General features: G+C 53.3%; 15 protein-coding genes and 1 pseudogene. 9 read left to right on the forward strand and 7 right to left on the reverse strand.

What is annotated here, in order from left to right:
• The first annotated feature begins 11 nt into the window (after positions 1-11).
• A complete protein-coding gene (locus tag SH678x_RS11735) occupies positions 12-1856 on the forward strand; it encodes an alkaline phosphatase family protein (protein WP_496918637.1) in 1845 nt (614 codons plus the stop codon).
• Entirely contained in the window at positions 1853-2884 is a 1032-nt protein-coding gene (locus SH678x_RS11740) for a Fic family protein (protein ID WP_496918638.1), read from the forward strand. Before SH678x_RS11735 ends, SH678x_RS11740 begins: the two co-directional genes overlap by 4 nt.
• Positions 2885-2917: 33 nt before the next feature.
• Here SH678x_RS11740 and SH678x_RS11745 read toward each other — a convergent pair whose 3' ends face one another.
• The 4 genes and pseudogenes from SH678x_RS11745 to SH678x_RS11760 form a co-directional block, all read right to left on the reverse strand.
• Positions 2918-3445, reverse strand: coding sequence for a hypothetical protein (locus SH678x_RS11745; protein WP_496918639.1), 528 nt, complete (start codon positions 3443-3445; stop codon positions 2918-2920).
• A 330-nt stretch (positions 3446-3775) separates the two neighbouring features.
• Complete coding sequence (locus SH678x_RS11750) at positions 3776-6304, reverse strand: putative GTPase (protein WP_496923105.1); 2529 nt, start codon at positions 6302-6304, stop codon at positions 3776-3778.
• A gap of 33 nt (positions 6305-6337) precedes the next feature.
• Positions 6338-6547, reverse strand: a pseudogene (locus SH678x_RS11755) (primase-helicase zinc-binding domain-containing protein); the annotation flags it as partial.
• A 72-nt stretch (positions 6548-6619) separates the two neighbouring features.
• Positions 6620-6910, reverse strand: coding sequence for a DUF1580 domain-containing protein (locus SH678x_RS11760; protein ID WP_496918640.1), 291 nt, complete (start codon positions 6908-6910; stop codon positions 6620-6622).
• A 606-nt stretch (positions 6911-7516) separates the two neighbouring features.
• On the opposite strand from SH678x_RS11760, the gene SH678x_RS11765 reads away from it, so the two are divergent.
• From SH678x_RS11765 to SH678x_RS11795, 7 genes are all read left to right on the forward strand, one after another.
• Positions 7517-9133: a class I SAM-dependent DNA methyltransferase gene (locus SH678x_RS11765; RefSeq protein WP_496918641.1), complete on the forward strand. Its 1617-nt coding sequence runs from the start codon at positions 7517-7519 to the stop codon at positions 9131-9133.
• Positions 9130-10197 carry a virulence RhuM family protein gene (locus tag SH678x_RS11770; RefSeq protein ID WP_496918642.1) on the forward strand — a complete coding sequence of 356 codons (1068 nt, stop codon included), beginning with the start codon at positions 9130-9132 and terminating at the stop codon, positions 10195-10197. Before SH678x_RS11765 ends, SH678x_RS11770 begins: the two co-directional genes overlap by 4 nt.
• 60 nt (positions 10198-10257) lie before the next feature.
• Entirely contained in the window at positions 10258-11544 is a 1287-nt protein-coding gene (locus SH678x_RS11775; protein WP_496918643.1) for a hypothetical protein, read from the forward strand.
• A 72-nt stretch (positions 11545-11616) separates the two neighbouring features.
• A complete protein-coding gene (locus SH678x_RS11780) occupies positions 11617-12927 on the forward strand; it encodes a restriction endonuclease subunit S (protein ID WP_496918644.1) in 1311 nt (436 codons plus the stop codon).
• Between the two features lie 116 nt (positions 12928-13043).
• Entirely contained in the window at positions 13044-14945 is a 1902-nt protein-coding gene (locus SH678x_RS11785) for a coiled-coil domain-containing protein (protein WP_496918645.1), read from the forward strand.
• Between the two features lie 197 nt (positions 14946-15142).
• Positions 15143-15469, forward strand: coding sequence for an Nmad2 family putative nucleotide modification protein (locus SH678x_RS11790; RefSeq protein ID WP_496918646.1), 327 nt, complete (start codon positions 15143-15145; stop codon positions 15467-15469).
• A gap of 478 nt (positions 15470-15947) precedes the next feature.
• Positions 15948-19022, forward strand: coding sequence for a type I restriction endonuclease subunit R (locus SH678x_RS11795; protein WP_496918647.1), 3075 nt, complete (start codon positions 15948-15950; stop codon positions 19020-19022).
• 427 nt (positions 19023-19449) lie between these two features.
• Here the strand turns inward: SH678x_RS11795 and SH678x_RS11800 are convergent, their stop codons facing one another.
• The 3 genes from SH678x_RS11800 to SH678x_RS11810 form a co-directional block, all read right to left on the reverse strand.
• Positions 19450-20847, reverse strand: a complete 1398-nt coding sequence (locus tag SH678x_RS11800; protein ID WP_496918648.1) for a PcfJ domain-containing protein — start codon at positions 20845-20847, stop codon at positions 19450-19452.
• A gap of 708 nt (positions 20848-21555) precedes the next feature.
• Positions 21556-23004, reverse strand: coding sequence for a DUF5009 domain-containing protein (locus SH678x_RS11805; protein ID WP_496918649.1), 1449 nt, complete (start codon positions 23002-23004; stop codon positions 21556-21558).
• Positions 23005-23976: 972 nt separating this feature from the next.
• Complete coding sequence (locus SH678x_RS11810) at positions 23977-25566, reverse strand: glycoside hydrolase family 16 protein (RefSeq protein WP_496918650.1); 1590 nt, start codon at positions 25564-25566, stop codon at positions 23977-23979.
• Between the last annotated feature and the right edge of the window lie 450 nt (positions 25567-26016).

The raw sequence follows: 26016 nt of genomic DNA on the forward strand, positions 1-26016 counted from the left end.
ATCCGCTTTGCATGAAGACAAGATTGCTCTTTGTCGGTTGGGACGGTGCGGACTGGCGGTTCCTCCGTCCTTTATTGCGGGCCGGTAAATTGCCCCACCTAGCCCGGCTAATCAATAATGGTGCCCATGGTGTGTTGCGCGCCTGCCTGCCTTATGCAACTTCAGCCACTTGGACGACGATCTTAACCGGCACGGATGCGTGCCAGCACGGAATTGTGACAGATATGGAGCCCGACGGGAGGGGCGATGTTCAGCCACCACGGTCCACCTCTCGTCTTCAGCCGGCTTTATGGAATTACGCCACACGGCATGGTTTAGCGTGTGGCGTAGTAGGATTTCCTGCAACCGTACCCGCCGAGCGGATCTTAGGCGTAATGGTAAGCGACCAGTTCTGTGAACAGTCGACCCGCGTTGGGCAGATGTGGCCTGCTGATGAGTCTTGTGTTTCTCCTCGTGATCGATTTCAGGAATTCTGTGAGCTGGTTGTAAGTCCCGAGGAAATCACGTTCGCAGAAATTGCGGCGATCATCGGGGATGCAGCTCCCGCCGGTAGAGAGGCACCAATTATTCGAGCGATCGTCGCGGAGCTTCTCGCCCAGACAAGTACGGTTCACAATCTAGCCACGCACTTACTTGATCAGGCAGACTGTGCGGTTGTCGGGATTCGCTATCGATTTGTTCTATCCCTTTGCCGTTGCCTCTTCGGCATAGAGTCCCGTCCTCTGAAACTTGACGAAGCCGTCGAATGGAGCCAACGCTGCTTGGACGTTGCATACGAATTATTAGACATGATGCTCGGGCGTCTATTGGAATATTTGGATACTGATACTCATGTGTTCCTCGCATCGAATCATGGTTTCAATCCGAGACCGAGAGTGATTGTCAAAGCTCCCTGGGAAGGTGATATCGAACGCTGGAAGAATGTTCCTGAGAAAGAAAGAAAACGGCGATTGCCTCATGAGCCGGAGAGGCATTACACGCCGTATGGGATGTTTGTGGCAAATGGAAAGAAAATCTTAGGAGGACGTTTGAGCTATAGCGTGAGCCAACTAGAGATTCTGCCCACAATGCTTGCGGCACTTAACATCAGCGCACCAACAGCATTAGATGGAGAGCCTGTTGTACTTCCAGCTAAATTGAATGTCAAAAGCGATTCACCCCTACTCGCGATCTCAGATGATGATGGATCCTGGCCCGTGGGTTATGTGGCAAGCCCCTGGTTCACACAAGAATTGATTGATTGTATTGCGGAAGTGGGAGCATGGAGGCCGTCCCAGCCTGAAGCTGCGGTTGCCCTCGAACAGGCGATGTTGAGGCGATATCACCACTTGGGGCGTGCTCATTTCCAGGCCGGTCGCTTCGAGTTGGCGCTGCGAGCTTATTATCGATTATCGACGCGCGACACCTCCTTTTATGTAAAGGTTCACTTGGCAGAATGCTTGTTGGCACTGGGGCGCTGGCAAGAAGCGAACCAAACAATCGTTGAAATGGAAGCTTCTGCTCCGCGAGCAACAGTCGTCAGGGCGCTGAGGGCCCATTGGTTTTCTCGACAAGGTCGATATGAAGAAGCGACGGCTCACCTGAGTCAAGCCGTCAGAGAGCAGCCTGGAGTTCCCCAGCTCCTTCAGCAATTTGGGTGCTCCTTGGTCGACAGCAAGCAGTTTGAGGAAGCTCTTGCTGTGTTCCAGGAAGTCCTACGGCTCGACGAACAAAGACCCCAAGTGCATGCTGGAATTGCCGTGTGTTACGAAGTCTTGGGAGACGTCCGAGCTGCGCATTTTCATCGGTGTCGCACTCGTGAGTTAGGCGGATCTGACGAAACTTGGCATTCTCTTTTTACAGAGGGGCTGATTTGAAATTACCACAAAGTACGAGTGATAGATGGCAGGGGCTGATGGATGTCTTGGCGGCACCAATGGCGGAGCTTGATGCTGAGAAAAAGCATTTTCCCGAGACACGCTCCCAACTTCGTGATACCCTGGCTCGACTCCAACGACTGAAATTATTTGGTCCTCTGAGTCTTGAACAGTTTCATCCTCAAACGAACCGTGCCATACACTCTTTTGCGGTACGCCAACACGAAGGAGGCGAGCAGGAGGGATACCGACAAGCGGTGATGCGTGTGCTGCAGTCGGCAACTTCTCAAGATTTGACAATTCAGAGTATTCGTCGTTGGCATCGGTTGCACATGGGGCCCACAGTCGATCATCGGGGTGAATGGAAAGTAGAAGACAACGTACTTCCCCGACGTGGGCCGGATGGAACTCTCTACGGGACTGCGTCAACTGTTGATAAAGAACTGATTCCATGGGTTATGGAGCAGTTACTCAAGGATTTTCAATACAATTGGAACGAGTATCCTGAAAAGCGTTTTCTGATTGCCAGTGGGTTGGCACTCGATTTTCTCAAGGTTCATCCCTTTGCCGATGGCAACGGCAGGACGGCACGACTTATACTCTTATTTTTATTCTGCAAGCTCGAACATCGAATATGGGAACATGTCAGCCTCGAAGACGAAGTCACCTATTACCGCCAAGCCTATTTGCGAGCATTACAGGCGACCGGGCAAGATTGGTCAGACTGGCAAAATGATTCCGTTGATTGGTATCGATTTTGCTTAAACATTAATCGCGGCGCATACGAAAAACTGAACCATCATGCTAGCGCGCTTGCTCAACTAGCCGATCAGGCAGAACGAATCGACTTTCAGTTGCCAAATATGCCTGATCAATTTAGCCGTCAGCAGCTACTTGAGCAGTTGGACGATGTTGATCCACAAGTGGTGGATCTCATGCTCGATGCCTTAGTGCAACAAGGGCTTTGGGATGTCATCCGCGTTCAAGGGCAGACTTGCTGGTCACGGCGCGGCAGACCAAATTGTTGAATCATCCAGAAGCTAGTGAGCTGACGAGCAGCGTCAGAAGTCGCTTTGTGCGATCGCCATTTGCTCACGCTTTTTCTGAGCGTCCAAGATATGGCTGAAGAGTTCTTCGATCGTCTTGGGACTAGGAAACCAGCGGTCCCAGCCAATGGCGGGCCAGTCTCCTATCGCATTGCGTTCGGGACCAGGAATCGCCTGCCAGAAATCTTTCAGCATTTTCAGCGACGGAATCGGCTCGCACGCGGCACAGTGCATCCGGCCGCCGACGTCTTCCCAGAAGTAGGCACAGAGACAGGGCTGGCAGATCTTCGGCTCCGCAGCGGGCTTCCTGGTCAATTCCTCGTAGCCCATCGCGATCTTGCCGGGGTCGTGCCACCACACGCCGAGCTTCGGTTCGCGAGCCCAGGAGCAGTCTGTGTCGCTAGCATCTGAGTCGGCAGCATCAGCGGGGTCAGCGGGTTTAGCGGGTTGTGCTGGCGGCCGGGGAGGTTCAACCAAAGGAAGAGACTCGCTAGCAGGCGGCTCTTCGAGGATTCCTTGCTTGAGTTGATGGATTAGGAGCATTAGGTAATCCTGTTTTCGTTGTGTTCCAAGAAAAGTGGAACGGCGGAACGGAGTCTCGTTTTGTAAGTTGTTGTAAACAATGAACTTGCGTCGCTGTTCCATTGTTCCACTTTTTTAGGGATAGATACATATATGTAATTCTCTCTCTCCCCCTCTCTCTTAATTCAAATAACCCTCTACACGTATCTATCCCCAAATTTAACTGGAACAATGGAACACTAACTACTACTAACTAACTAACTACTACTACTATATATACTTAGGAGAATTGAATTGCGTTCCGATCGGCGTTCCTTCGCGTTCCCTTTTTTTCTGAAGTGGCAACAGCACTTAGACGAATTCCTGCTGACCACTCTCGGGGGCGTGTAGATAATGTTGCTCAGAGACCAGCACGCCTCGCTGCGGGGCCCCAGCAATGCGTTGTTTGCTTCTGGCGACTCCAGGGAGCCTCAAGAGGATTTGATCGATTCTCTTGCCATCCCAAGCCGTCCCCTTCAGTAGCTCGCGGCTAGCCAGGCTCGTCTTGATAAATAAGCCCGTCCCGTCGATCAGCCGCACGCCGACCGCTTCCATCTTGGCATAGTTGTCCATGTACCGGCTCGATGTTGGCCCCTCGATGATCTGTGCCACTGATAGCATCCCGTGAGGGTGGCCACAGTTCACCTTGGCCGACATGATCGCGTCGAGCAGATCCTCCTGGTCGGACATCCCCTGGGAGTCCTTGTCGATCGATCCATCCGCCAGCTTCTTTAGGAAGGTGCGAGTCGTCTCCTCGTCATACCCCATCGCCATGCCCAAGATGGCTGCTGGCACGGCATACGACTCGATGGCGCGGGCATCGACCTCGCTCTTCGTGTCCTTGATCCGCACCGCTAGCGATTTGGCCTGGATGGCGAACTTCACCGAAATCGCCAGCAGCTTCTGGCCGAGCTCGTACAGCTCCCGGCCGCCAGGCAGGACCAACTTGCCATGATCGGATCGATCGGGCCGCTTTAGCTCAAACTGGATGAACCGGTTTAAGTCCGGCTGACTCTGCAGGCCAGCCTCAATCGCCGCGGTAAAGCAAATATGCCGCAGCGTGAACTTCTTTCCCTTCTGGTCGCCGGCCGTGCCGCGGGCAATGGTGTCACCACGCGTGCTGGCCCGCATCATCTCGAGAATCCGGACCCGCTCGCTCGACTTCTCGAATTCGTCGCAGATCACGACCTTGCTCGTTTTGCCGACCCCTTGGCGAATGCCTGCTTCCGTCGACTTGGCCTGCTTGAACGACAGCTTGCCAAATAGCCCCAGCTGATGCTCGTTCCCGCCCAGGGCTTCGAACAAAAACGACTTGCCGGAGTTCGATTCCCCGACGATCGAGACCAACGGCCGCCACTTCCAGAGCGTCTGGATCCATGTCGCCAGGCAGAGGCCCGTCATCAGCGTGGGGTCGACGTCGGGGTTCTTCCACTTCCAGCGGGCGAAGAGATTGATGGTCGTTTCAATGACATTGATCCGCCAGGCCTCGTCGGCGGCGCTCTTCAAGTTGCGATCGAGCAAATCGAAATCAAACCAGTCGGGGTCACCCGCTCCGAAATTCAGCCACAGGCCATCTGCCGCGGGTTCCAGCACTGGCCGCAACACCTCATCGCCATTGAGCCGAGCCCCTTGTGCATTGTTTACTAGCACGACGGTTCCGGTTTCATTGCCGTAGGCATCGAGCCCTTGCCAAACACCGACGCCGTGGAGCTGATTGTCGCACGGCTGCTTCGAAGCAAAGTAGGCGATCGTTTCCTTGACATCTTTGAGCGAGAACGTCTCTTCGTTGTCAGGGTCTTCGGATACCAGCTCCATCGCCGGCGGGCCACAGGCAAAGATGAGATTCTCTTTGCGAATGCGTTCGACGCTCCTGAGTACCGTCGACTTCCGCAGCAGCATCGAGAAGACGCGGATCGCGCCATTCTCTTCCACATCGACGATCCGCAGTTGCAGCTTCTCCATGATGAGCTTTTGGATCGGGTACTCTGCCGCCAGCACATCGACGCTGCCATCTTCATTGCGAGCAACAATGATCGGCTCGGTGCGGTCCACCAAGCCCAACAGATCGCCGTACTTATTCCCCTCGTTGATCCAATCGCGGATGTCGTTGCCCTTCTTCTCTTCGATTGTGTAGGGCAAGATGATGTTACGAACGGCTCGGCCGTCAGCGATGCGGCCAGCGATCGATTGGCTCCACTTGTCGGCTCCTGCCTGCCCTGGCTTGTCGCAGTCATGCAATACGCTGATATTGAAGTTGGAAAGGATGTCCGCTTGCCACTTCGGGTTTTCCCTAGACCCGTTCGCCGTCGTTATCACGACATGCGTGGCACGTAGATGCTCGGGAATTGCTGCCCACAACGCGGCCTGGTCCGTGAGTCCTTCGCACTTCCAGACGCACTCGACGAGTCCGGTCATTTTAAGTTTGTTGATCGCATCGAGGCCGACCAAACCAGGGTCCGAACCAGCAACAACTTTCTTCTCGACCGCGTCGATCTGCTCGCCCTTGAAGTTGTAGACAGGAATCTTACGGCACTTGTATTCCATCACGACGTAGCCGCATGGTTTCTCGGTATCGAGATCGGCACCAATGACCGGCCAGACGATCACGGTTTGACTCTTGTACCGTGCCATGCGGCAGCCTTGGGCCAAGAGCGAGGCTTCGGTGATCCCCTTCTTCGCGTCCAAGAAGTGAGCGGCCAGGAGTGGGGCCCATGGCATGAACTCCAAATCCTTGGCCGGGTCCGCCGCGGGCTTGGGTGTCGATGATTTTTTCTTGCTGGGAGCCATGCCGAAATACTCAGCGACCTTGGCCACTGCCTCGGGGAACGAGCAGCCGAGCATCCACCTAATCGTGTTAAAACCGTCCCTGTTGTTTTGGTTATGGCACTGATTGCAAAAGACTCCGCCGGTTTGCTCCAAGTCGTCGAAGGCCCTGTACCTGTCGGTGCCACCGCACTTTGGGCAGGGTTGGTGCCGCGACTCCATCTGTTCCGGTGTAAGCCCGCAAATGGACGAGAGAATACCTGACCAGTGGCCTGCTGCCATCTGTTTCAAGTTATCTGCGTTGAACCGTTTTTTAGTCATAATAAATTCATGTTTGAAATAAGCGAGTAGCGCAAGTAGTGATGCGCTTACTGGGCTGTTGAGAAAGTAAAATCAAAGGCCCGCTTGCTCGCACTCACGTTCCGCTTGCGAAACGCTGGCTTCGCGCTGACGATTAGTCTGCGGAGCAATGGCTGGACCATCAGTCGCCTCCGTGACGGCAGCCAAGAATCGCCGTACGGCTTCGGCGCTACACAGGCGCCTGCCACCCAATTTCACGGTAGTGAGTCGAACGCCATTGATGCCTCGAATGCGGTGCCGATGGCACGTAGACAAGTGGGGGCGGACACCTGTCGCTATTTCATAGGCTTTTGGAAGTGAATAAAGTTTTTCGTTGGTTTGCATAAATAATCTCCATCCTTGACGAGTAATTATTCCGTGGGCTTCGAGAATCGAAACACTCCTACTTGACGCTAAGTGAGCGCCACAGCTTGGGAATTCGCAAACTTTCAACGTTGTGAAATAGAAGGAATGGAACTGGCAACAATTGGATGCGTAAGTTCCTATTTCCCAATGCTTTGCGATGAGTTGCTAGGTTAAGGAATTTTTTTGGCAATTTTTTTTAGCGCACACTTGGCTCAGTGATGGCTCGCGCTGACCGTGTTGAGAGGACCACAAGAAACTTGGGGTCTGAACTGCACTCACCACTGGTCAGTACATATTTGCGATAAGTAATTGATGCCTGACGTAACTTCTTTCTTGTCCCCAATTCTGAAGGACACTCTGCTTACGGTTTGTGTCCGTCGGATCATTCCTGCGGCCGGTTTAACTGAGTTGAACGTCTCAACCCATCAGCGCGGTCGAACAACTTTGCTGAGCAATCTGGGTTTTAGGCACCCCCAGCCTTAAAAGTACACTCTCCGTTCATGGCTGCTGTTTTCCCAAATGAAACCCCGTTATATTGGAGGTTCTCGCTCCGTTCCTCGAACCGCTGGAAAGACTCCAACGCGTATGGCTAAGAAAGCTGCCAAGAAAAAAACCGCGACCTCTGCGACCGCCAATGTCGGCTTTGAAACCGAGCTCTGGAAAGCAGCCGATGCCCTCCGCTCCAACATGGATGCGGCTGAGTACAAGCACGTCGTACTCGGTTTGATCTTTCTCAAATATATTTCCGACGCGTTCGAAGAACAGCACGAAAAGCTGCTAGCCGAAGTAAAGAGCGGAGCCGATCCGGAAGACCCTGACGAGTATCGTGCGCTCAATATCTTCTGGGTCCCGCCCGAGGCCCGCTGGTCCTATCTCAAGGGCCGGGCCAAGGATCCGAAGATCGGCAAGATCGTCGACGACTCGATGTTGGCCATCGAGCGGGATAACGTCTCGCTCAAAGGGGTGCTCCCCAAAGACTATGCCCACCCACGGCTTGATTCCCAACGTCTTGGGCAACTCATCGACATGGTGAGCAACATCGGTCTCGGAACCGAGGAGCATCGCGCCCGCGATGTGCTGGGTCGTGTCTACGAATACTTCCTCTCGCAGTTTGCCAGTGCCGAGGGTAAAAAGGGTGGCCAGTTCTACACTCCCAGCAGCGTCGTCCGCGTGCTGGTCGAAATGCTTGCACCGTACAAAGGCCGGGTGTTCGATCCCTGTTGCGGCTCGGGCGGGATGTTCGTGCAGTCGCTCAAGTTCGTCGAGGCCCACACCAGCGGCAACGGCAATGGCGGCAAGGCCAAGGGAAACATTAGCGTCTTTGGCCAAGAATCGAACCACACCACGTGGCGATTGGCGAAGATGAATCTCGCGATCCGCCAGATCGACAACAACTTAGGTAGCGAGCACGCCGACAGTTTTCATCGTGATTTGCATCCCGATTTGAAAGCTGACTACGTCCTGGCGAATCCACCGTTCAACGACAGCGACTGGCGGGGCGAACTGCTGAAAGAGGACAAGCGTTGGCAGTACGGCACGCCACCCACGGGGAATGCCAACTTCGCTTGGGTGCAGAACTTCATTTATCACTTGGCCCCCACTGGCACGGCCGGCTTCGTGCTTGCCAACGGCAGCATGAGCAGCAACCAATCTGGCGAGGGTGAAATTCGCAAGAATATCATCGAAGCCGACTTGGTCGACTGCATGGTCGCACTGCCCGGCCAGTTGTTCTACAGCACGCAGATCCCCGTGTGTCTGTGGTTCCTCGCACGCGATAAGAAGAACAGCAAGCGGAGAGACCGCCGTGGAGAAGTGCTGTTTATCGATGCCCGCAAGCTGGGGACCCTCGTCGACCGGGTGCATCGCGAACTCTCCGACGACGATATCACTCAGATCGCCGACACCTATCATGCCTGGCGCGGTGACCCGGCTAGCCCTGAGCGTGAGCGACGGGACTACGAGGATATCCCCGGCTTCTGCAAGAGTGCCACGCTGGATGAAATTCGCCAGCATGGCCACATCCTCACCCCCGGCCGCTATGTAGGTGCGGCTGATGTTGAAGACGACGGCGAACCTTTTGAAGACAAGATGCAGCGGCTCACCGCGGAACTTGCCACGCAATTCGCCGAAGGCAAAAAACTCGACCAACAGATTGCCTTCAACTTGGCCGAGATTGGGTTCCAAATGGAGTTGCCAAAATGAGTGAAAATTTGCCCGCACCCTCCGAAGGCAACTTTCTGTTTTATGCCACCGATGACGGGATTACCCGTGTGCGGTTGCTTGTCGAGGGGCAGACCGTGTGGATGCCTCAAAAAACAATCGCTGAATTGTTCGACACCACCGTGGCAAATATCAACACCCATATCCGTAACATTCTGGCGGAAAACGAGTTAGCGGAAAATTCAGTTATTAAGGATTACTTAATAACTGCAGCGGATGGCAAAGCTTACCAAACTAAGCACTACAACCTCGACATGATCCTGGCCATCGGCTACCGGGTGCGGAGTCCGCGGGGCACGCAGTTTCGGCGGTGGGCCACAAAAACACTGCGAGAATACCTCATCAAAGGCTTTGTCCTGGACGACGAGCGACTCAAAGCGGCGGAGACGACTTTCGGTGCTGACTACTTCGAAGAATTGCTCGAACGCATTCGAGATATTCGCTCCTCGGAACGCCGCTTCTATCAAAAAATTACCGACATCTACGCCACGAGCATCGACTATGACCCGAAAGCTGAAGTTTCGCAGGAGTTCTTTGCCACTGTCCAAAACAAACTCGAGTGGGCGATCACCGGGATGACGGCCGCGGAAATTATTCAGTCACGCGCCGACGCCAGCCAGGAAAACATGGGCCTCGCCACTTGGAAAAATGCGCCCGACGGGAAGATTCGTAAAACCGATGTGACAGTGGCTAAAAACTATCTCGACCGCGAAGAGATCAGCGAGCTGAATCGCATCGTTACCATGTATCTCGACTATGCAGAGGATCAGGCTCGCCGTCATAAGTCAATGACCATGGCATCCTGGGTCGCCAAGCTCGACGCGTTTCTCGAATTCAACGATCGAGAAGTCCTCAAGCATGCAGGTCGTGTTCGCAAGGAGGTGGCTGATCGATTGGCACTTCAGCATTTCCAAAAATTCGAGCAGCAGCAACGTCAGATAGAAGCCACGCAACCGACCAGCGATTTTGATAAGTTCATCGACGAAACCAAAAAGCTCAAGCCTCCTCAAGAAGATGATAGATTAGGGCAAGATGACAAGAAATGAAATCAGATGGCAGCGGACTATGCAAAGTAAAGGCATCTTAGTTTTGCCGGAGCGTACACCGTGACAATGGCAGCTCCAGCGCCGATGCTACTCCTCCCCCAGGTCCACGTGCCTGTGGCGGTTGGTGTCTCTCTGCCCACATCTGCCGAGAATCTTTTTGAGCGGTTGATCCGTGATCCGACGGCGCCCAATCGACCCGCCCGAGAACGGCTCTGTGCCGAGATGCTTTGCGGGCTGTTGATCAATGCGCCCATGACACGGCAAGCGCTGATTCGCCTGCTGGCCGAATTGGCAAGCACAAAGGCAAAACCGCTTGAAGAACTTGATTGGCAGTTTGCCACAGAGCAGGCGATCGGAGCGAAACGCGACGATCTGCGGATCGAGGGCTGGACTCACGACGACGAGCCCGAGCGTGTCGTGTTGTGGACCGTCGAAGTCAAAGTTGGCGCAGGAATCCACGTGAGTAGCAATCAACCGTGGGACGAGGACGAAGATGCCGCCGAGGTGATGGTTGAGGAAACAGACCGTGAGCTTGTCAGCCAGATCCAAAATTACGATGCCTGGCTCGCCAAGCAATCGGCGCAACATCGGGCAGGGTTTGTGTTGGCGATCACCGATCAGTCGCAGAATATTCCGACGGCGCTCGGCATGCCATGGCACTGCCTGCGGTGGACGGACCTCGTCCGCGGGATCGAAGAGGAGCTTCGCGCGGGGCGGATTCCCGATTCAGAGCAATTGCTGGCCCGTCACTTCTGTGGTTTTGTTCGTAGCCATTTGTGGAATGAGGACACCATGTCTGAAAGTCGATTTGGTTTTGATGACTTGGCTCTGATGCGAGCGTTCACACAAATGGGTTGTGACTGCTTTCGCAAAGTTTCAGCACTTTCCATTGGTTGCAAACCCATCTTGCAAAATCTACTCGGAGACTTAAGCAAAGAAGTTTTGCATACTAATACTCTTCACAGTAATAACAATCGGTCAGCGGCTTATATCAAGTTCTTGCCCGAAGTGCCGAAAGGCCCTTTATCGCCGGTCCTCTACTCTGGGATTGCCGGTGGTGAAGCGCGTGTGTGGCTGGAAAGTTCGCCCCCGTCACCTGCAAGACCTATAGTACGTGGAATTGTGAAGCGAACTATCGCTACTCTCAAGGAACGCAATCCCAACTGGGAAGCCGTCGAAGACTCCACGTGGACCGATCTGCAATTGAGCAAACCTTTGGAATGGTTGTTAACCGCCGACGATCAACAAGCAGCGCTCAACGAGTTTGTGGCCGCGGCTGTTGTCGATCTCAAGGAAACAGGCTTGATCGCTGAACTTGTGCTCGCGTTGACCCAGGAGCAGCCATGAGCCAGCCGAAACAAGATTTTGCTGCCGCGCAGCGCCATGTGCTCGCTTGGGTCAAGTCGGAAGGGGTTGGCTATGCTGGGTGAACTAGCTCCCTTTTCTACTTTGCTATCCAACGTAGTCGATAACCGAGGAAAAACTTGTCCAACAGCGCCGACTGGACTTCCGTTGATTGCGACGAATTGCATAAAGAACGACTCCCTATATCCATCCTACGAGACATCACGATTCGTTGACGAGCAAACTTACCGATCTTGGTTTCGAGGACATCCTTTGCCGGGCGACTTATTATTCGTCACCAAGGGGAGTCCAGGGCGAGTGTGCGTTGTGCCTGATCCTGTAGACTTTTGCATCGCTCAGGATATGGTTGCAATTCGCGCCTATGAATCGAAAATTTATCCGCGATATCTTTTTGCAGTCCTACGATCGCAAGCAGTTCAAGAGCAGATCGAACAGCTACATGTCGGCACGATGATCCCGCACTTTAAGAAAGGAGATTTTGACAAACTTTTCATACCCATACCGGAAAGACCGACACAAGAATTCATAGGAAACCTGTATTTCTTTCTTTCGGCAAAGATCGAGGTCAACCGGCGGATGAATGAGACGCTCGAAGGGATGGCCCGCGCGTTGTTTAAGAGCTGGTTTGTCGACTTCGACCCCGTCCGGGCGAAAGCCGCGGGCGGGCAGCCCCAGGGCCTCAAGCCAGAAATCGCCGCGCTCTTTCCCGCTGCGTTCGAGGACTCGGAGCTGGGGGAGATTCCGCAGGGGTGGCGAGTCATGTCTACTTCTAACCTTTTTGACGTACGTGACGGCACTCATGATTCACCGAAGCCTCAATCAGCTGGTAAGCCGCTGATCACCTCGAAACATATTACAGGTGGCTATTTAGATATTGAGAAGGCCTACTTGATATCCGAAAACGACTTTGCACAAGTAAATAAGCGAAGCAAGGTTGATCACCTTGATATTCTGTTGACGATGATTGGAACAGTCGGGATCCCGCACTTAGTAATTGATCAGCAACCCGATTTCGCGATTAAAAACATAGGGTTATTCAAAACGTCCAGTGCACCGGAATTGAGCTACTACTTCTTTTTGCACTTGAAGTCGGAAGTAATGCAACAGTTCCTAGAGTCAAGGCTCGCGGGGACAACCCAGAAATTTCTTTCACTCAAAATATTAAGAGAGTTACCCACTTTAATTCCTAAACCTTTGATCATTTCAGCATTCAATCGTATTTGCAGTCAACTATTTAATGGGATGCGTGCAAACTCGTGCCAGTCTAGAACACTTAGTTGCATACGCGATGTGTTGTTGCCGAAGCTGATCTCGGGCGAGCTGCGCGTGCCCGACGCCGAGCGGATTGTGGGGAGGGTGGTGTGATGAAAAAAGTCACGGAGTTCAAAACTTTACGAAGAAATACGCCTAACTTGCCAGTGCAATTGCGTGACTGGATGTCGTCTTGTGAGCATTGAATCAGTTGTTCGAGGAATCTGCATATGGCTAGTTCAACAACATTAACTAGTTTAGCGATGTTAAAGGTTAACATCGACTCACGTGGCATCGACTACATTGACTATCTTAAGCCCTTCGTAATAGAAGCATTACGGACGCATCGACCGGATGTCGTACAAGACGGCTTGGTTGCAGAGTTTATAAGGCAAGACTTTGGTTTGCAGATTCCAAACGCTGGTATTCACCTTGTCCTTCGAAGACTTGCGAAGCAAGGTTTATTGCGCCGTGAACAGACAATGTACTACATAGTTCATGAATTGCCGGACACTCACTATTTTGATGCCCGCTCAGATGCCCAGCGACGTATTGAGGTACTTCTTACACAATTGCGAGAGTTTGTACTTGACAAGTTTAAGCTTACCTGGTCCGAAGAAGACGCTGTTGCTGCACTTACATTGTATCTAGCGGATTTTGCAGTCGAATGCCTGCGATCATATATCTACCATACTGCGTTGCCAGATATTCCACCGAAAAGTCCAAAGACTGTAAGAATCTTGCATACTTTCGTGAGAGACTATTGTCTTAAGTCGGTCGAAGCATTTGAGAACTTTATTACTGTTGTCAAAGGGCACATGTTAGCAAACGCTTTGCTGTGCCCCGACGTCCAATCGCAACAGCAAAAATTTGAACGGGTGACGTTTTTTTTAGATACCCCTCTGGTTTTGAGGGCCCTACGCATGTCGTCGCAATCTGCAGCGGAAGCCTCTATTGATTTGCTTCGGTTGTTAATAATATTACGGGGGCATTTAGCCATATTTGAGCACACGCGAGCAGAAATCCTGCGTGTACTCAAATCAGCTGAAGAAAACTTTCATCGAGAAAGCAATGTGGCCCAACTCGTGCGAGAGCTAAAGAATCAAGGGAAAACAGTAACTGACGTATCTCTCTTACGAAACCAACTAGAAAGGCAATTGGCGGGTTTCAGCGTATATATCAAGAATGCTCCAAAGCATGTCGCAGAATTTCAGATTGATGAGACTGTACTCGAAGATGTTATCGAGGAAGAGATTCTATATCACAATGCCCAAGCACGGATCCATGATGTTGACTGCATTCGTTCGATATTCACTCTACGTAAGGGTTCCGCTCCGGTGCGACTGGAGGACGCAGTAGCGGTGTTTGTGACGACCAATACAGTTCTCGCAAAAAAGGCTTTCGAATACGGACGGCAATACGAACATTCCAAAGAAGTTTCGTCGGTGATAACAGACTTCAGCTTAGCAAATATTGCCTGGCTTAAGGCGCCATTAGCAGCGCCGGACCTGCCGGAACGAGAAGTTCTGTCGGCCTGCTATGCGGCGTTGCAACCACCAAGTGAACTCTGGAGGAAGTATTTGGCCGAAATCGATGAGCTAAAGCTAAACAACCACATCACTGAGGCGGACCACGTTTTCCTGCGGCACGACACGATCGCAAAAGAGGAACTGATGAATCTTACTCTCGGAGAGGTAGCGGCGCTTAGTGTTGAGACTGTTCCCGAAATCTTGAAGCGAGTCAAAGATGAAGTCATTGGTGAAGAACGCGCGAACTCAAGGCGTCTTTCAGAAGAAAACACTGCACTGAGATCGGCGAAAGATTCTCTGTTAGCGAGACTGTACAAGGCTTCGCAATTATTCGGTACTATAATAGCCAGCGGAATGGCGGCAATACTGGTCGTGTCTACTTTTTTCGCGTCTGGATTGATTCCTGATAGCTGGCTTACAGTTCTTCACCTCACTCGCGGTATGTCAGCTTTCGCTTCAGTATTTGGTATCGCCGCCGTATTCAGTTTGTTTGGCGCAATATTTGGTTGGTCGATAAAGGATACATTCTATTGGATTCGGGATAGATCCGCCAATGTTTGCTTGAAGACATTTTGTTGGATTCTGAGTTTATCGATTGAGTAGTTCAGGGCGTCAAATTGATTCAAGTAATGGACTGAGTGGTATTACCCAGACAACCGTTTGTACAATACTATGGACGCCAAAGCCAAAGCCGTTCGAGAAATTCTCCACTCAGGTGATCAGTTTTTGGTTCCGTTCTTTCAGCGGAGCTACTTCTGGCAGCTGCATCTCACGAATTTACAAATGCCGCTAGCAACAAAATGAACCGCTTCTACGTTTACAAGTGCATTGTTGATGATGGCGGCGCACCCTGCGTCGATGACGGTCTGTTATCGCTGTGTATTTGTAAACCGGCGATCCGCAGCACAGCACGGGTAGGTGATGTGATTTTCGCGTTTGGCTCGAACTCAGAACGACCCGCCAATCGGCTAGTCTATATTGCCGAGGTGACACGTCGAGTGACTGGTTGCGAGTACTACAATCTCGAAGAGTTTCAGGATCGTCAGGATTGCATCTACGCACGTACCGCAACCGGTCAGTTTCGCGTGCGACCCAATGCGACGCACCACGGCACTGGTGCCAGATGACTCGCGACATCGGAACACCGCCAAGTTATGATAGAGCAGAAGGGTTGTTGAGTACCAATTTTCGATATTTTGGGGCTTCAGGCACGGATGATTGGAAAGAACGCTCGCCGGCCCTCAAGAGGCTGATCGAGAATCTGGGACAGGGACACCGCGTCAATCACACGGAACAGGTGAGAGCTGAATTGCTGACGCTGAGGATGCTAGTTTGGCACATGTATGATGAGAAAGTCCTCGGCAGGCCCCTGCACTCGGTCTACCACGGCTGTCACGATGAAGATCAGACACAAGCGAAGGGGTGTGGCAAGCGGATATCAGCAAAAGTCCAGGCACCAAAGCAACGAGAGGGTCGCCCACGTAAGTGTTGAAAAATCAACTCAGAACGAAGCTCATATCCACAACAAGTATCCTGAAAGTTACTTTTGCAATAATTATCGAATATGGATGCCAAAGCCAAAGCCGTTGAGGGGCACTAAGTGCAATGTCTAACCGCTTTACCGAATCCGTAGTCGAAGAAGCCGCCCTGGAATGGCTGGCGGAGATGGGCTATACCATCTTGGCCGGTCCCGATATCGCACCAGAGGGGATCGCCGAGGAACGGTTTGACTACAGCCAAGTCGTACTTTCGGCTCGGCTGAAGGCCGCCCTTGCTCGACTCAATCCAGACATTCCAGCCGATGCTCTCGATGAGGCTTATCGAAAGCTGACTCGGCCGGAACTTCCTTCCTTAACTGCCAATAACCGAGCGTTCCATAAGTATTTGGTCGAGGGAGTGCCGGTGGAGTATCAGCGGCCTGACGGGTCGTTTGGTGGCGACTTGGTTCGCGTCATTGATGATGTCAACGTGGACAGCAACGAGTTCCTAGCCGTCAATCAGTTCACGGTCGTCGAAGAAGGCCACGAACGCCGACCGGACATTGTGCTGTTCGTGAATGGGCTCCCCCTGGCTGTGATCGAGCTGAAGAACGCCGCCGATGAGGGGGCGGATATCTGGCGAGCCTTCAACCAGCTGCAGACGTACAAGACTCAGATCCCCTCGTTGTTTGTGTACAACCAAGCACTCGTGATCTCAGACGGTATTGCCGCGCGGATCGGTTCACTCACGGCTAACAGCGAATGGTTCATGCCGTGGCGGACGATTGAGGGGGAGGAGCTTGCCCCTGCTAATCTGGCTCAACTACAGGTCGTGTTGGAGGGTGTCTTTGAGAAGCGGCGATTTCTGGACTTAGTGCGTTACTTCATCGTGTTCGAGGAGAACGACGATGGCGTGCCGATCAAAAAGATGGCCGGCTATCACCAGTACCACGCCGTTAATCGGGCGTTGGAATCGACGGTGGCGGCCTGCGGCGAGGATGGCAAGCGACAGGTGGGCGTGGTCTGGCACACGCAGGGCTCGGGCAAGAGTCTCACGATGGCGTTTTATGCGGGACGGGTGGTGATGCATCCCGCCATGGAGAACCCGACCATTGTCGTGATCACCGATCGCAACGATTTGGACGACCAATTGTTCGGGACGTTCGGGCGCTGCCAAGCGCTTCTGCGACAACCGCCGGTGCAGGCTACGAACCGGTTTCACTTGCGAGAGCTGCTCAACACAGATTCGGGGGGAGTGGTATTCACCACGATACACAAGTTCTTCCCAACGGACTCGGAGGATCAGCATCCAGAGTTGTCTTCCAGACGGAACATCGTGGTGATTGCCGATGAAGCTCACCGCAGTCAGTACGACTTCATCGACGGGTTTGCTCGGCATATGCGAGAAGCATTGCCTGGGGCCTCGTTCATTGGCTTCACGGGAACACCCATTGAGTTGGTCGACGCGAATACTCGTGCGGTGTTCGGCGACTATGTGAGCATCTACGACATCGAGCGGGCCGTTCAGGACAAGGCGACCGTGCCGATTTTCTATGAGAGCCGACTCGCAAAGATCGAACTGGACGAGATGGAACGACCGAAGCTTGATCCCAATTTTGAGGAGGCGACCGAAGGGGAAGAGATTGATCACAAAGAGAAGCTCAAGACGAAGTGGGCAGCGTTAGAAGCACTCGTTGGTGCCGAGAAGCGAATCGAACTTGTGGCTGAGGATTTGGTCGCTCACTTCGAGAAGCGGCTGGAGGCGATGGACGGTAAGGCGATGGTGGTGTGCATGAGCAGACGAATCTGCGTCGACATGTACAACGCGATTGTGAAGCTGAGGCCGGATTGGCACAGCGAGGATGACGACGAGGGCATGATCAAAGTCATCATGACTGGTTCCGCCGACGATCCACTTAGTTGGCAATCTCACATTCGTAACAAGAAACGTCGTGAGGAATTGGCCAAGCGGTTCAAGAGTGCCAGCGACCCATTTAAGATCGTCATCGTCCGGGATATGTGGCTCACCGGCTTCGATGCTCCGGCTCTGCATACCATGTACGCTGACAAACCGATGCGTGGGCATGGCCTCATGCAGGCGATCGCGCGGGTGAATCGCGTGTTCAAGGACAAGCCGGGGGGCTTGGTTGTTGATTACCTGGGCTTGGCCCATGAGCTGAAAAAGGCGCTGGCCAACTATACCGAGAGTGGAGGAACGGGCCGCACCGCGATCGACCAGGAAGAAGCAGTTGCCTTAATGCTGGAAAAGTACGAGATCTGCTGCGGCCTGTTTGCGGGCTTTGACTGGTCGGCATGGAATGGTGGGCCGAAAGAACGATTGTCCGTGTTGCCGGCAGCTCAGGAGCACATTTTGGCCCAGTCTGATGGCAAGGAGCGATTGGCCACGGCTGTCGTCGAGCTTTCCAAAGCCTTTGCCTTAGCTGTGCCCCATGAATCGGCGCTCGAAATTCAAGATGATGTGGGATTCTTTCAGGCTGTGAAGTCGGTGTTAATGAAGAACACCACGAGTGAGCGTCGACGCAGTCCTGAGGAAGTCGATCACGCGATTCGCCAAATCGTGTCGAAGGCGGTAGCTTCCGAAGAGGTGCTCGATATTTTCGCCGCCGCGGGACTCAAGAAACCGGATATCTCGATCTTGTCGGACGAGTTCCTCGCCGAAGTGAAGGGGATGCCACAACGGAATTTGGCCGTCGAGATGCTGCAAAAGCTGCTCAAGGGAGAAATTAAGACCCACTTCCGCAAGAATCTAGTTCAAGCCCGTTCATTCAGCGAGATGCTGGAGAGATCGCTGATTAAGTATCAGAATCGTGCTGTTGAAACAGCGATGATTATTGAGGAGTTGATCGAACTCGCGAAACAAATGAAAGCGGCGGAACAACGAGGCGAAGAACTTGGGCTGAGCGAGGACGAGATCGCGTTTTACGATGCTCTGGAAGTTAACGACAGTGCCGTCGCGGTGCTGGGCGACGATACACTGCGGCTGATCGCACAAGAGTTGGTGCAGGCCGTGCGAAATAGCGTGGCGATCGACTGGACCGTCCGTGAGAATGTGCGAGCCAACATGAGGGTCATTATAAAACGTATTCTCAGGCGTTACGGCTATCCGCCGGACAAGCAGGCTAAAGCGACGGAGCTAGTGCTCGAACAAGCCGCCGAGTTGTGTAAAGATTGGGCACTATGAAGCTTCGCACCAACTTAATGTTTATAACTTTTCTCGTATGCTGACAGACATAACCTCTATGCACAGGCAGTATCTAAATTGACTATTTTAACACCAATTTAAGTATCGCAATTATCACTCTAGGTATCTAAGTGTCTTTTGGTCGTTACACGACGATCGGTGGTAAAAATTCCTGACTTCGATGGGCCCCCCACGCAACATACGCGGCAATTATTCCCCCTGTTGTGGGCCATGAGTCATCGCGTTGGCGATCAGTAGCAGTGATTTGAGTAACCAAAGCCATCGTACGGCTTCCAACTTTGTCTTGCTTTTGGAGGTCATGTGCAGATCTTATCCCGGCTTGATCTGAGTATGCTTGCCCTGCACAGTAAAACGTGCTAACCGCGTCGACTTACTGACATATGCAACCGTGCCTGACGAGCCCCCATTATGAGTGCTTTAGCAGATTTTTTCCCCAATGACGAAGCACACGCCTGCCGTATTCGCAGGCCTTGTTGCAGGAATTCCGGGGCCCACGTGCTTGCCGTACTCGACCATGGGCATCAACCTCCACCGAGGCCCGCTGGTCCTCGTAGTCGACGTGAAACAAGAAGCACTCACCCCGGACAGCGCGATCCGAGTAAGACGCGATACAGTGCTTCATATCGACCGATTCCCTAATGATATTACCGACGCTCTCAAGGAACCGGATCCCTACGACATCTGGAAGAGGAATAGATGGCAATTGCGTGGGCGTATCGGAATCGGGCTGGCCCAGTTGAGCTTCTCGCCACCGCTCCTCTTCATGCCATCGAACGGCACGCCTCACGGATGTGGGCAAGTCGCGAGCAATATCGGGGCAGTCGATCACGTAATTGACGAAGTTGCCGACATCGCGAAGTTCGCGGGGGTTCAACGTCTGACCTAACTGCTCCCCCACAGCGTGCATGCCAGCCACGATTTGCTCATGCGTCGCAAACATAAATGGCCGCAAATGCGCGGGTGTTCTAGCGTGCTCGGGCAACTGGCTCTGAGCGAACAGAAGAGTTAAAAGTTCAAGCCGATCTCCAAACGGTCGTTCGAGGTAGATCTCAGCTAAGTGGAGCAGAAGTTGACTAGGGATGCCGCTGGGCAGATTTATCAGCGTGCGACTCAAGCTGCGATAAGAGTTGCCAGTCGGCGAATAGAGCGACTGCCAGTCGCTAAGCATACCAATTACTTCGTGCGTCGGAGGCGTCGATCGGTCGTCTGGTGGTGCAAAATAGAACTTGCCCTTTGGAGTAGTTGCCTGCCTGCTGAGATTTAAATCTCTGAGCTCAGCCAATTCAAAGGCGATCCCCACGCTCAACGCTGCTGCCCGATAGCGACGTATGTCAGAGACGAGGTACTCTTGGCGGTAAAGCTCGATTTCGTGCAGCAAGCGGGGATGGGTTTCATTCTGAACGAAGACCGCCTGCTGGACGCTTCGGATAATCGGATTGGCCTTGGTAACGAGTCGTTGCCACTGTCCGTAAATGCGTTTAGCCAGATCACGGCAAGATTTCCCCAAGATCCCTGGCTCGGACCTCCAGTTTTTGGCCAATCTGTCATGGGTGTGTGGCAAAAAGCCTTGTATGACTAAGTCGATAAGCAGCCGATGATCGATGAGAGTCGTATGGGGCCGCTTCCATTCAACATAGTTATCGCCACGTCCTAGATCGTCGAATAATTCGAGCTGGCGGCGAACTAGCGGCTCTATTCGGAAACCGGTTTCAACATGCGTCACTCGCGTTGCGACGAGGGTGACCCTGGGGGGAGTGCTAAGGATGAAGCCGTCCTTCAGCTCATCAATTCTGCACGTGGGCACGACTGCTCCTCCTTGTTCGTCCGTGGCTGGTCGACGCCCATTTTACCGCTGAGTATCCGAAACCGCTCGTTAACCCAACATCTGGTGGGCAAGTGTCGGACAAAAGCCATAGAGCGACCAGCAACTCGGCCGTTCGTGATAAATGACCTTAACCATGAAACGCGCGCACGAGTTAACGTATGCTAGAATGCCTGTTCAATCTGTGCTTACGTAGTAATCGGGACATCGTTATGCCGTGACTTTCGCGTCATGGTTCGGTTATCGGCCCACGAACTGCATTTTGAGCCTCCGCTAGCCCGAGGATCTCCTGGCAACGTTTGCAGTGGCAGCCATGACCAACCGAGTGCGACGTACTAAGTCAGAGCGCGAGGCATTCTGACAGCGCAATTCAATGACCAAAAGGCAGCCAGTGAGTAAGTCCTTCTTGTCCAGATATCTCTCAACGCACCACTTGCGGCGGTGCAGCTGCCGGCAGGAGCTGACACGCCGGTCGGCGAATCTAGTATCTCATGACGGTTCGACATGTGCGAGCAAGTTTGACTTGATCACTGCGTTCTCGGAAAAAACGGTCTATTGATGACCAATGTCACGCGATGATGAGTTACTCGGCTTTTTATGCAGCCCATAGTCGCCGGAGGCTCCGGCCAACCGTCCGCCAGGTACAGACGGCCCGCAAAAACACTCGTCGAGTCACTCGATTCGCACGAATCAGCTTCGCCAAAAGATTTTTCTCCGCGAGCAGAAACTGACTGCAATGCCAACTAGCAGTGTGATAATGACTGCCCTCACAAATCCCATCCACGGCGATGTGACCATTCGACTCAATATCTCTTCGAGCGACGTCAGCGCGAGCAACGGGAGAACGAGGTTATGGATACCCACGTAGGCCATCATCGGGTTCTGACCGTTATCAATCAGCATCGCTACCCAGCGTCGTCGCTCCAACACATCCACGAGAATGGTGCACGCAATCAGTACGCAAATTGCTAGACCCACCGTGACGAAATAATAACTCATGGTCGCGTGATCTTTCTTGATGCCGCCTTCGTAGGGCTCGAAGAACAATCCTAAGACGAGCCAGTAAACTGCCCAATGAAACAGCCGTTGGAGGAATTTTTCTGTGTCGTCGCCCGGATTTCGCATCAGCCACGCGCCGAACACACACAAGGCAAACGTGGCCAGCGTTGTCGGCCGGAGCCACCGCGCATAGAGTCCAACCAGTAATACGATCACCAACACGATCATCAGCCCTGCGATTCCCACGAATCGGTTGCGCGACCATTTCGATTTGGCTTTCTGGGAATTGCGCTTCATCCAATCGAGCAGCAAGTCGCCGACGATGGTTCCAGGGATCACAATGAAAAGGTATTGGCAATATTCAAGCTGGTAAATCCACTCGGCGGGCGACCACATCCACAGGTCGTGCACCCAACCCTGTGCCGTGGTCGGGATGTTTGAAAGACGAATCGCCAGCAGCACGCCCAGGATGCCAAGGCGGAGCAGCAGATTGTTCCATGTGGCCCACCAACAGAGCGAGCCGAACACCACCATATTCGCCAGCAGCACGATGATGATGTCGCTGCGAGTGAGCGAGAAACCAGTGTTTTCCGGATAACGCAGAAGCGCGAACAACGCAATCGCACCTGCCCAGCCAGCAAGACGAATACCCCAACGAACGTACCGCGGCCACGTCTCCGGAAATCGCGTAAAGATCGAGAACAGCAACCCGAACGCCAGCAACGCGATGAGTTGCGTGGTAGCCGTGGGACGATCGCTGATTATACTAGGCTTGATGGCTTGCACGAAGAGGGCGAAGAATGCCAATAGCACACCGCGTTCGAGAATGAAACGGGCAATTTTCCAGTTCGGCTCGCCGCGCTCAATGCGCCGCTTCAACGCGATGGGAATCGCGGCGCCCAATGCAAACAGGAAGAAGGGGAACACCAAGTCGACCCAAGTGACACCGGGCAGGCTGCCGTTGAATATGTCATCGGGCGGCGGAACCTGAGCGTGGTACATCCACCCCGGCAGGGAGAGTTCGCCGAAGGGAAGCTGACCGGAAAGCAACATGCCAAGAATTGCCAATCCGCGCAGCGCATCGAGTCCCTGTGCACGAGCTAGTTGTGCCGCGATCCGACCTGAATGGTGCTCCGTCAAGTGTCCCCCCTCGGTAGTTTTACTGTCGGCTGCCGAATCCGGTCCCGCCCGTGCGTAGCTGGCAATCAGATCCTGGTGATTCTGGACAGCAGTTTCTCGAATCCGAGCATTATCCGGTATTTGGGTCGCGAGGTCACGCTCGAATCAAATGCGGATGCAGAGTTATCATGTCTGCTCATTGGGATATTCGTAGAGTCCGGAGCTGGCAGCGTCTCTTTAGATAGATTAACTGAATTTCCGTAACGCCTGGGCGCGCGAAGTGATCTGTGCATCAAGGCCGATGAAGTCTGCGTCAATGAACCGACCATAGCCCCCTGGATTTGTGACGGTGACGAATCTCCCCAGGTCACGTTGAAGCCTCAACTACGGCAGCTTCACTGGGTTCTCCAGTAGAGCCCGACCCAGAAAAAACGATCAGAGTGACGCCAGGCGTCCCCTAAATCGGGAATCGGCACGACAGCCACCCGCACGCCGTTGCAATACGCAGCGGAGTTGATGACGCCGCCGCGTGGCAACGCCGACGTGTTATCGGATTTCTCGGGAGTCACGATGTTCTGCTATACAAAGAAGTTTGGATTGATATTCCGATGGTCGTCCCTCTCGCAGCGATTCAGTTCTATCCTGGGAATGCATTGCCTCTACAACAAAATCCCTTCGATTGCCGCCATTGTACACTGCGCCCGAACTGCATCAATTTCCAGCGCGCTAACAGGATTGGCCTGAGCCTTCGCTCGGTAGCTCGTTCCGTAGCCATCGGACCAACTGCATTAGCCCCGTTCGGGCGTGCCCAGATGGGCGTCTCATTTTCGCTTGACTCCTCGAGCGAATTGGCGATTCGTCATGCTCGCGTAGCAGTCAACCCATCTCACCCCGGGCGGCGTCCCAAAAATCGGCCGATGTGCCGGGTGGGATTTGCACCCACGTGCGTTTGCCGACTTGCACGCCGCAACGTAATTTGACCAGGGCCATTCCTTAGCGAATTGACCCCGCGCGACTGCGACGGCAAGATCCCGTCACAACCATCCCCATCAGTAGGACGAGTGTGGAAGGTTCAGGCACGGCTAAACTGTTTGCGGTGAGTGTGCCTGCCCCAAAGTTGTTCTGCCACGAGGCCAGATGGCCGACATCGGTGTTCCGCTGCCACGCTAAAAAGTCACGCCCATCGACGTCGCCGTCGAAATCGAAGTCGCCGTCAGTGAGCGGCTCGAGAAAGAGCCCAGCCGAATCGATCCAGATCGCGCCATTGTCGGAGCCAGGTTGTCGGAAGACGAACGACAGGCGAGCCTCGACGGCATTTGCCGGAGCGACAGCTTCGATTTCGTGATCGAACCAGATGTTTTCGGCGGTAGTCCCATCATGGATGAGTTGAGACACCTCGCCCAAAAAAGCACTCGACCCAGACGCAGCCCCAAAGGCACTGTAGAATTCCAACTTCATAGTCACATCATTGCTCTTACCAAAGAGGGTGTCCCAGGAGGGAGTGCGAGAACTTGCCACCGCTCGCAACGAGTCGCCTGCTGTGATGGCTACGCCCTGCGTGACGCCGGAGAAGTTATTAGGGCCATTGAACTGCCCATAGAGCTTCAGGGCGTCTGAGCCGGTCCTGGCCAGATCGCCATTCGCTGAGACATTACCTATGGTGTTTCCGAAAGTGTTCCACCCAGTGAGCGAGCCGCCGGCGGCGTCAAAGTCTGCATTGGTAAGTAAGTTGCTGCCAGGCTCGGGGTCAATCGCCTCTCGTTGCCAGTACCGAACATAGTCAACAGTCATCGTCTGGGGCCAGATGGTTGAACCATTGGGATCGCCGCCGAAATCGCCGCCGACAGCCAGATTCACAATGATGTTTTTCGGTGTTTCAAAGATCGGCCGATCTGCCGTTTCGGTGACCGTGAAATGTAGGTTGCCGTCGACATAGTATTTGATGCTCGTCTCGTCCCATTCGGCGGCGTAAGTGTGAAAGCCAGCATGGAAGTTAACTGGCAGGCCACCAACGTTGGCGGTGTATTCATCGTAGACGAATTGATGCTGGCCGCAGCAAGGGCCCGGATTCGTCTGCCAATGGTAGGCGCTAGAGACGAGGTTGGGTTGGCTGCCACGATTTTCCAAGATGTCGATCTCACCCCCCTGGGGCCAAGGGACTTGATTCGCGTTCAGCCAGAACGCCGGCCACATCCCTTGAGATGTCGGTAGGTCGACCCGCGCCTCGAACCGCCCCGGGCCGAACAGATCTTTGGAAGTAATTAGACCCGATTGGTAACTTTTGCCTTCACGAGGCACATTGATGGCCGTGAGTTGCAAATTACCGCCAGAAACCGCAACTTGATTCGGATGGTAGTACTGCTTCTCGTTGTTGAAGCTGTCTTTCCGATCGAGTGCTGTCCAGTTTTGGGAATTAAGTGAAGTACTGTCGAACTCGTCGTTCCATACTAAATCCCAGCCAGGAACATCGGGAATCTGCGCTGAAACAATATTTGCCAGACATCCCAACCCTAATATTGCCAGCAGGAAACTGTTTCGGCTAAGACCACCATGTATGTGGCAACTGGAATAAGATTTGGACATGACACCCCTAATGCACTGAGTTTACCATTGACGAGCGTCTGACAGCTCTTCATGCACTGTTTCCTTAGACATTGTAGCCAAATGCTGGCGTACAGGCCACTCTTTCCGAGTGTTACTAGTTTAAGCCGTGTAGCATTGGCGTACTGGCATTTTTAGCCAGGACAATTTCTGGAAGCTTACTCGGAAAGCGCGTACTTTGTGTTTGCCAAGAATTTGAGTTGGGTCTGTCAGCCGCCTCACATAGCGTCCGATTGTTGTGCAGGAAGTGGGAGCTAACCTCTAAGTTGGGTCTGACGACCAATAAAACAGGATTACACGATCAGGGCTCTCCAACGTCTGCTTACATGTTACATGGGCGGTACTCGGGTGGACATGTCGGTTGTTCGTGTGACCTTCTTTGGCGCACTGGCGATGGCGTCAACAGCCGGGATTGGTAAACTATTTAGTGTC

Source organism: Bythopirellula superficialaquae (assembly GCF_059632245.1).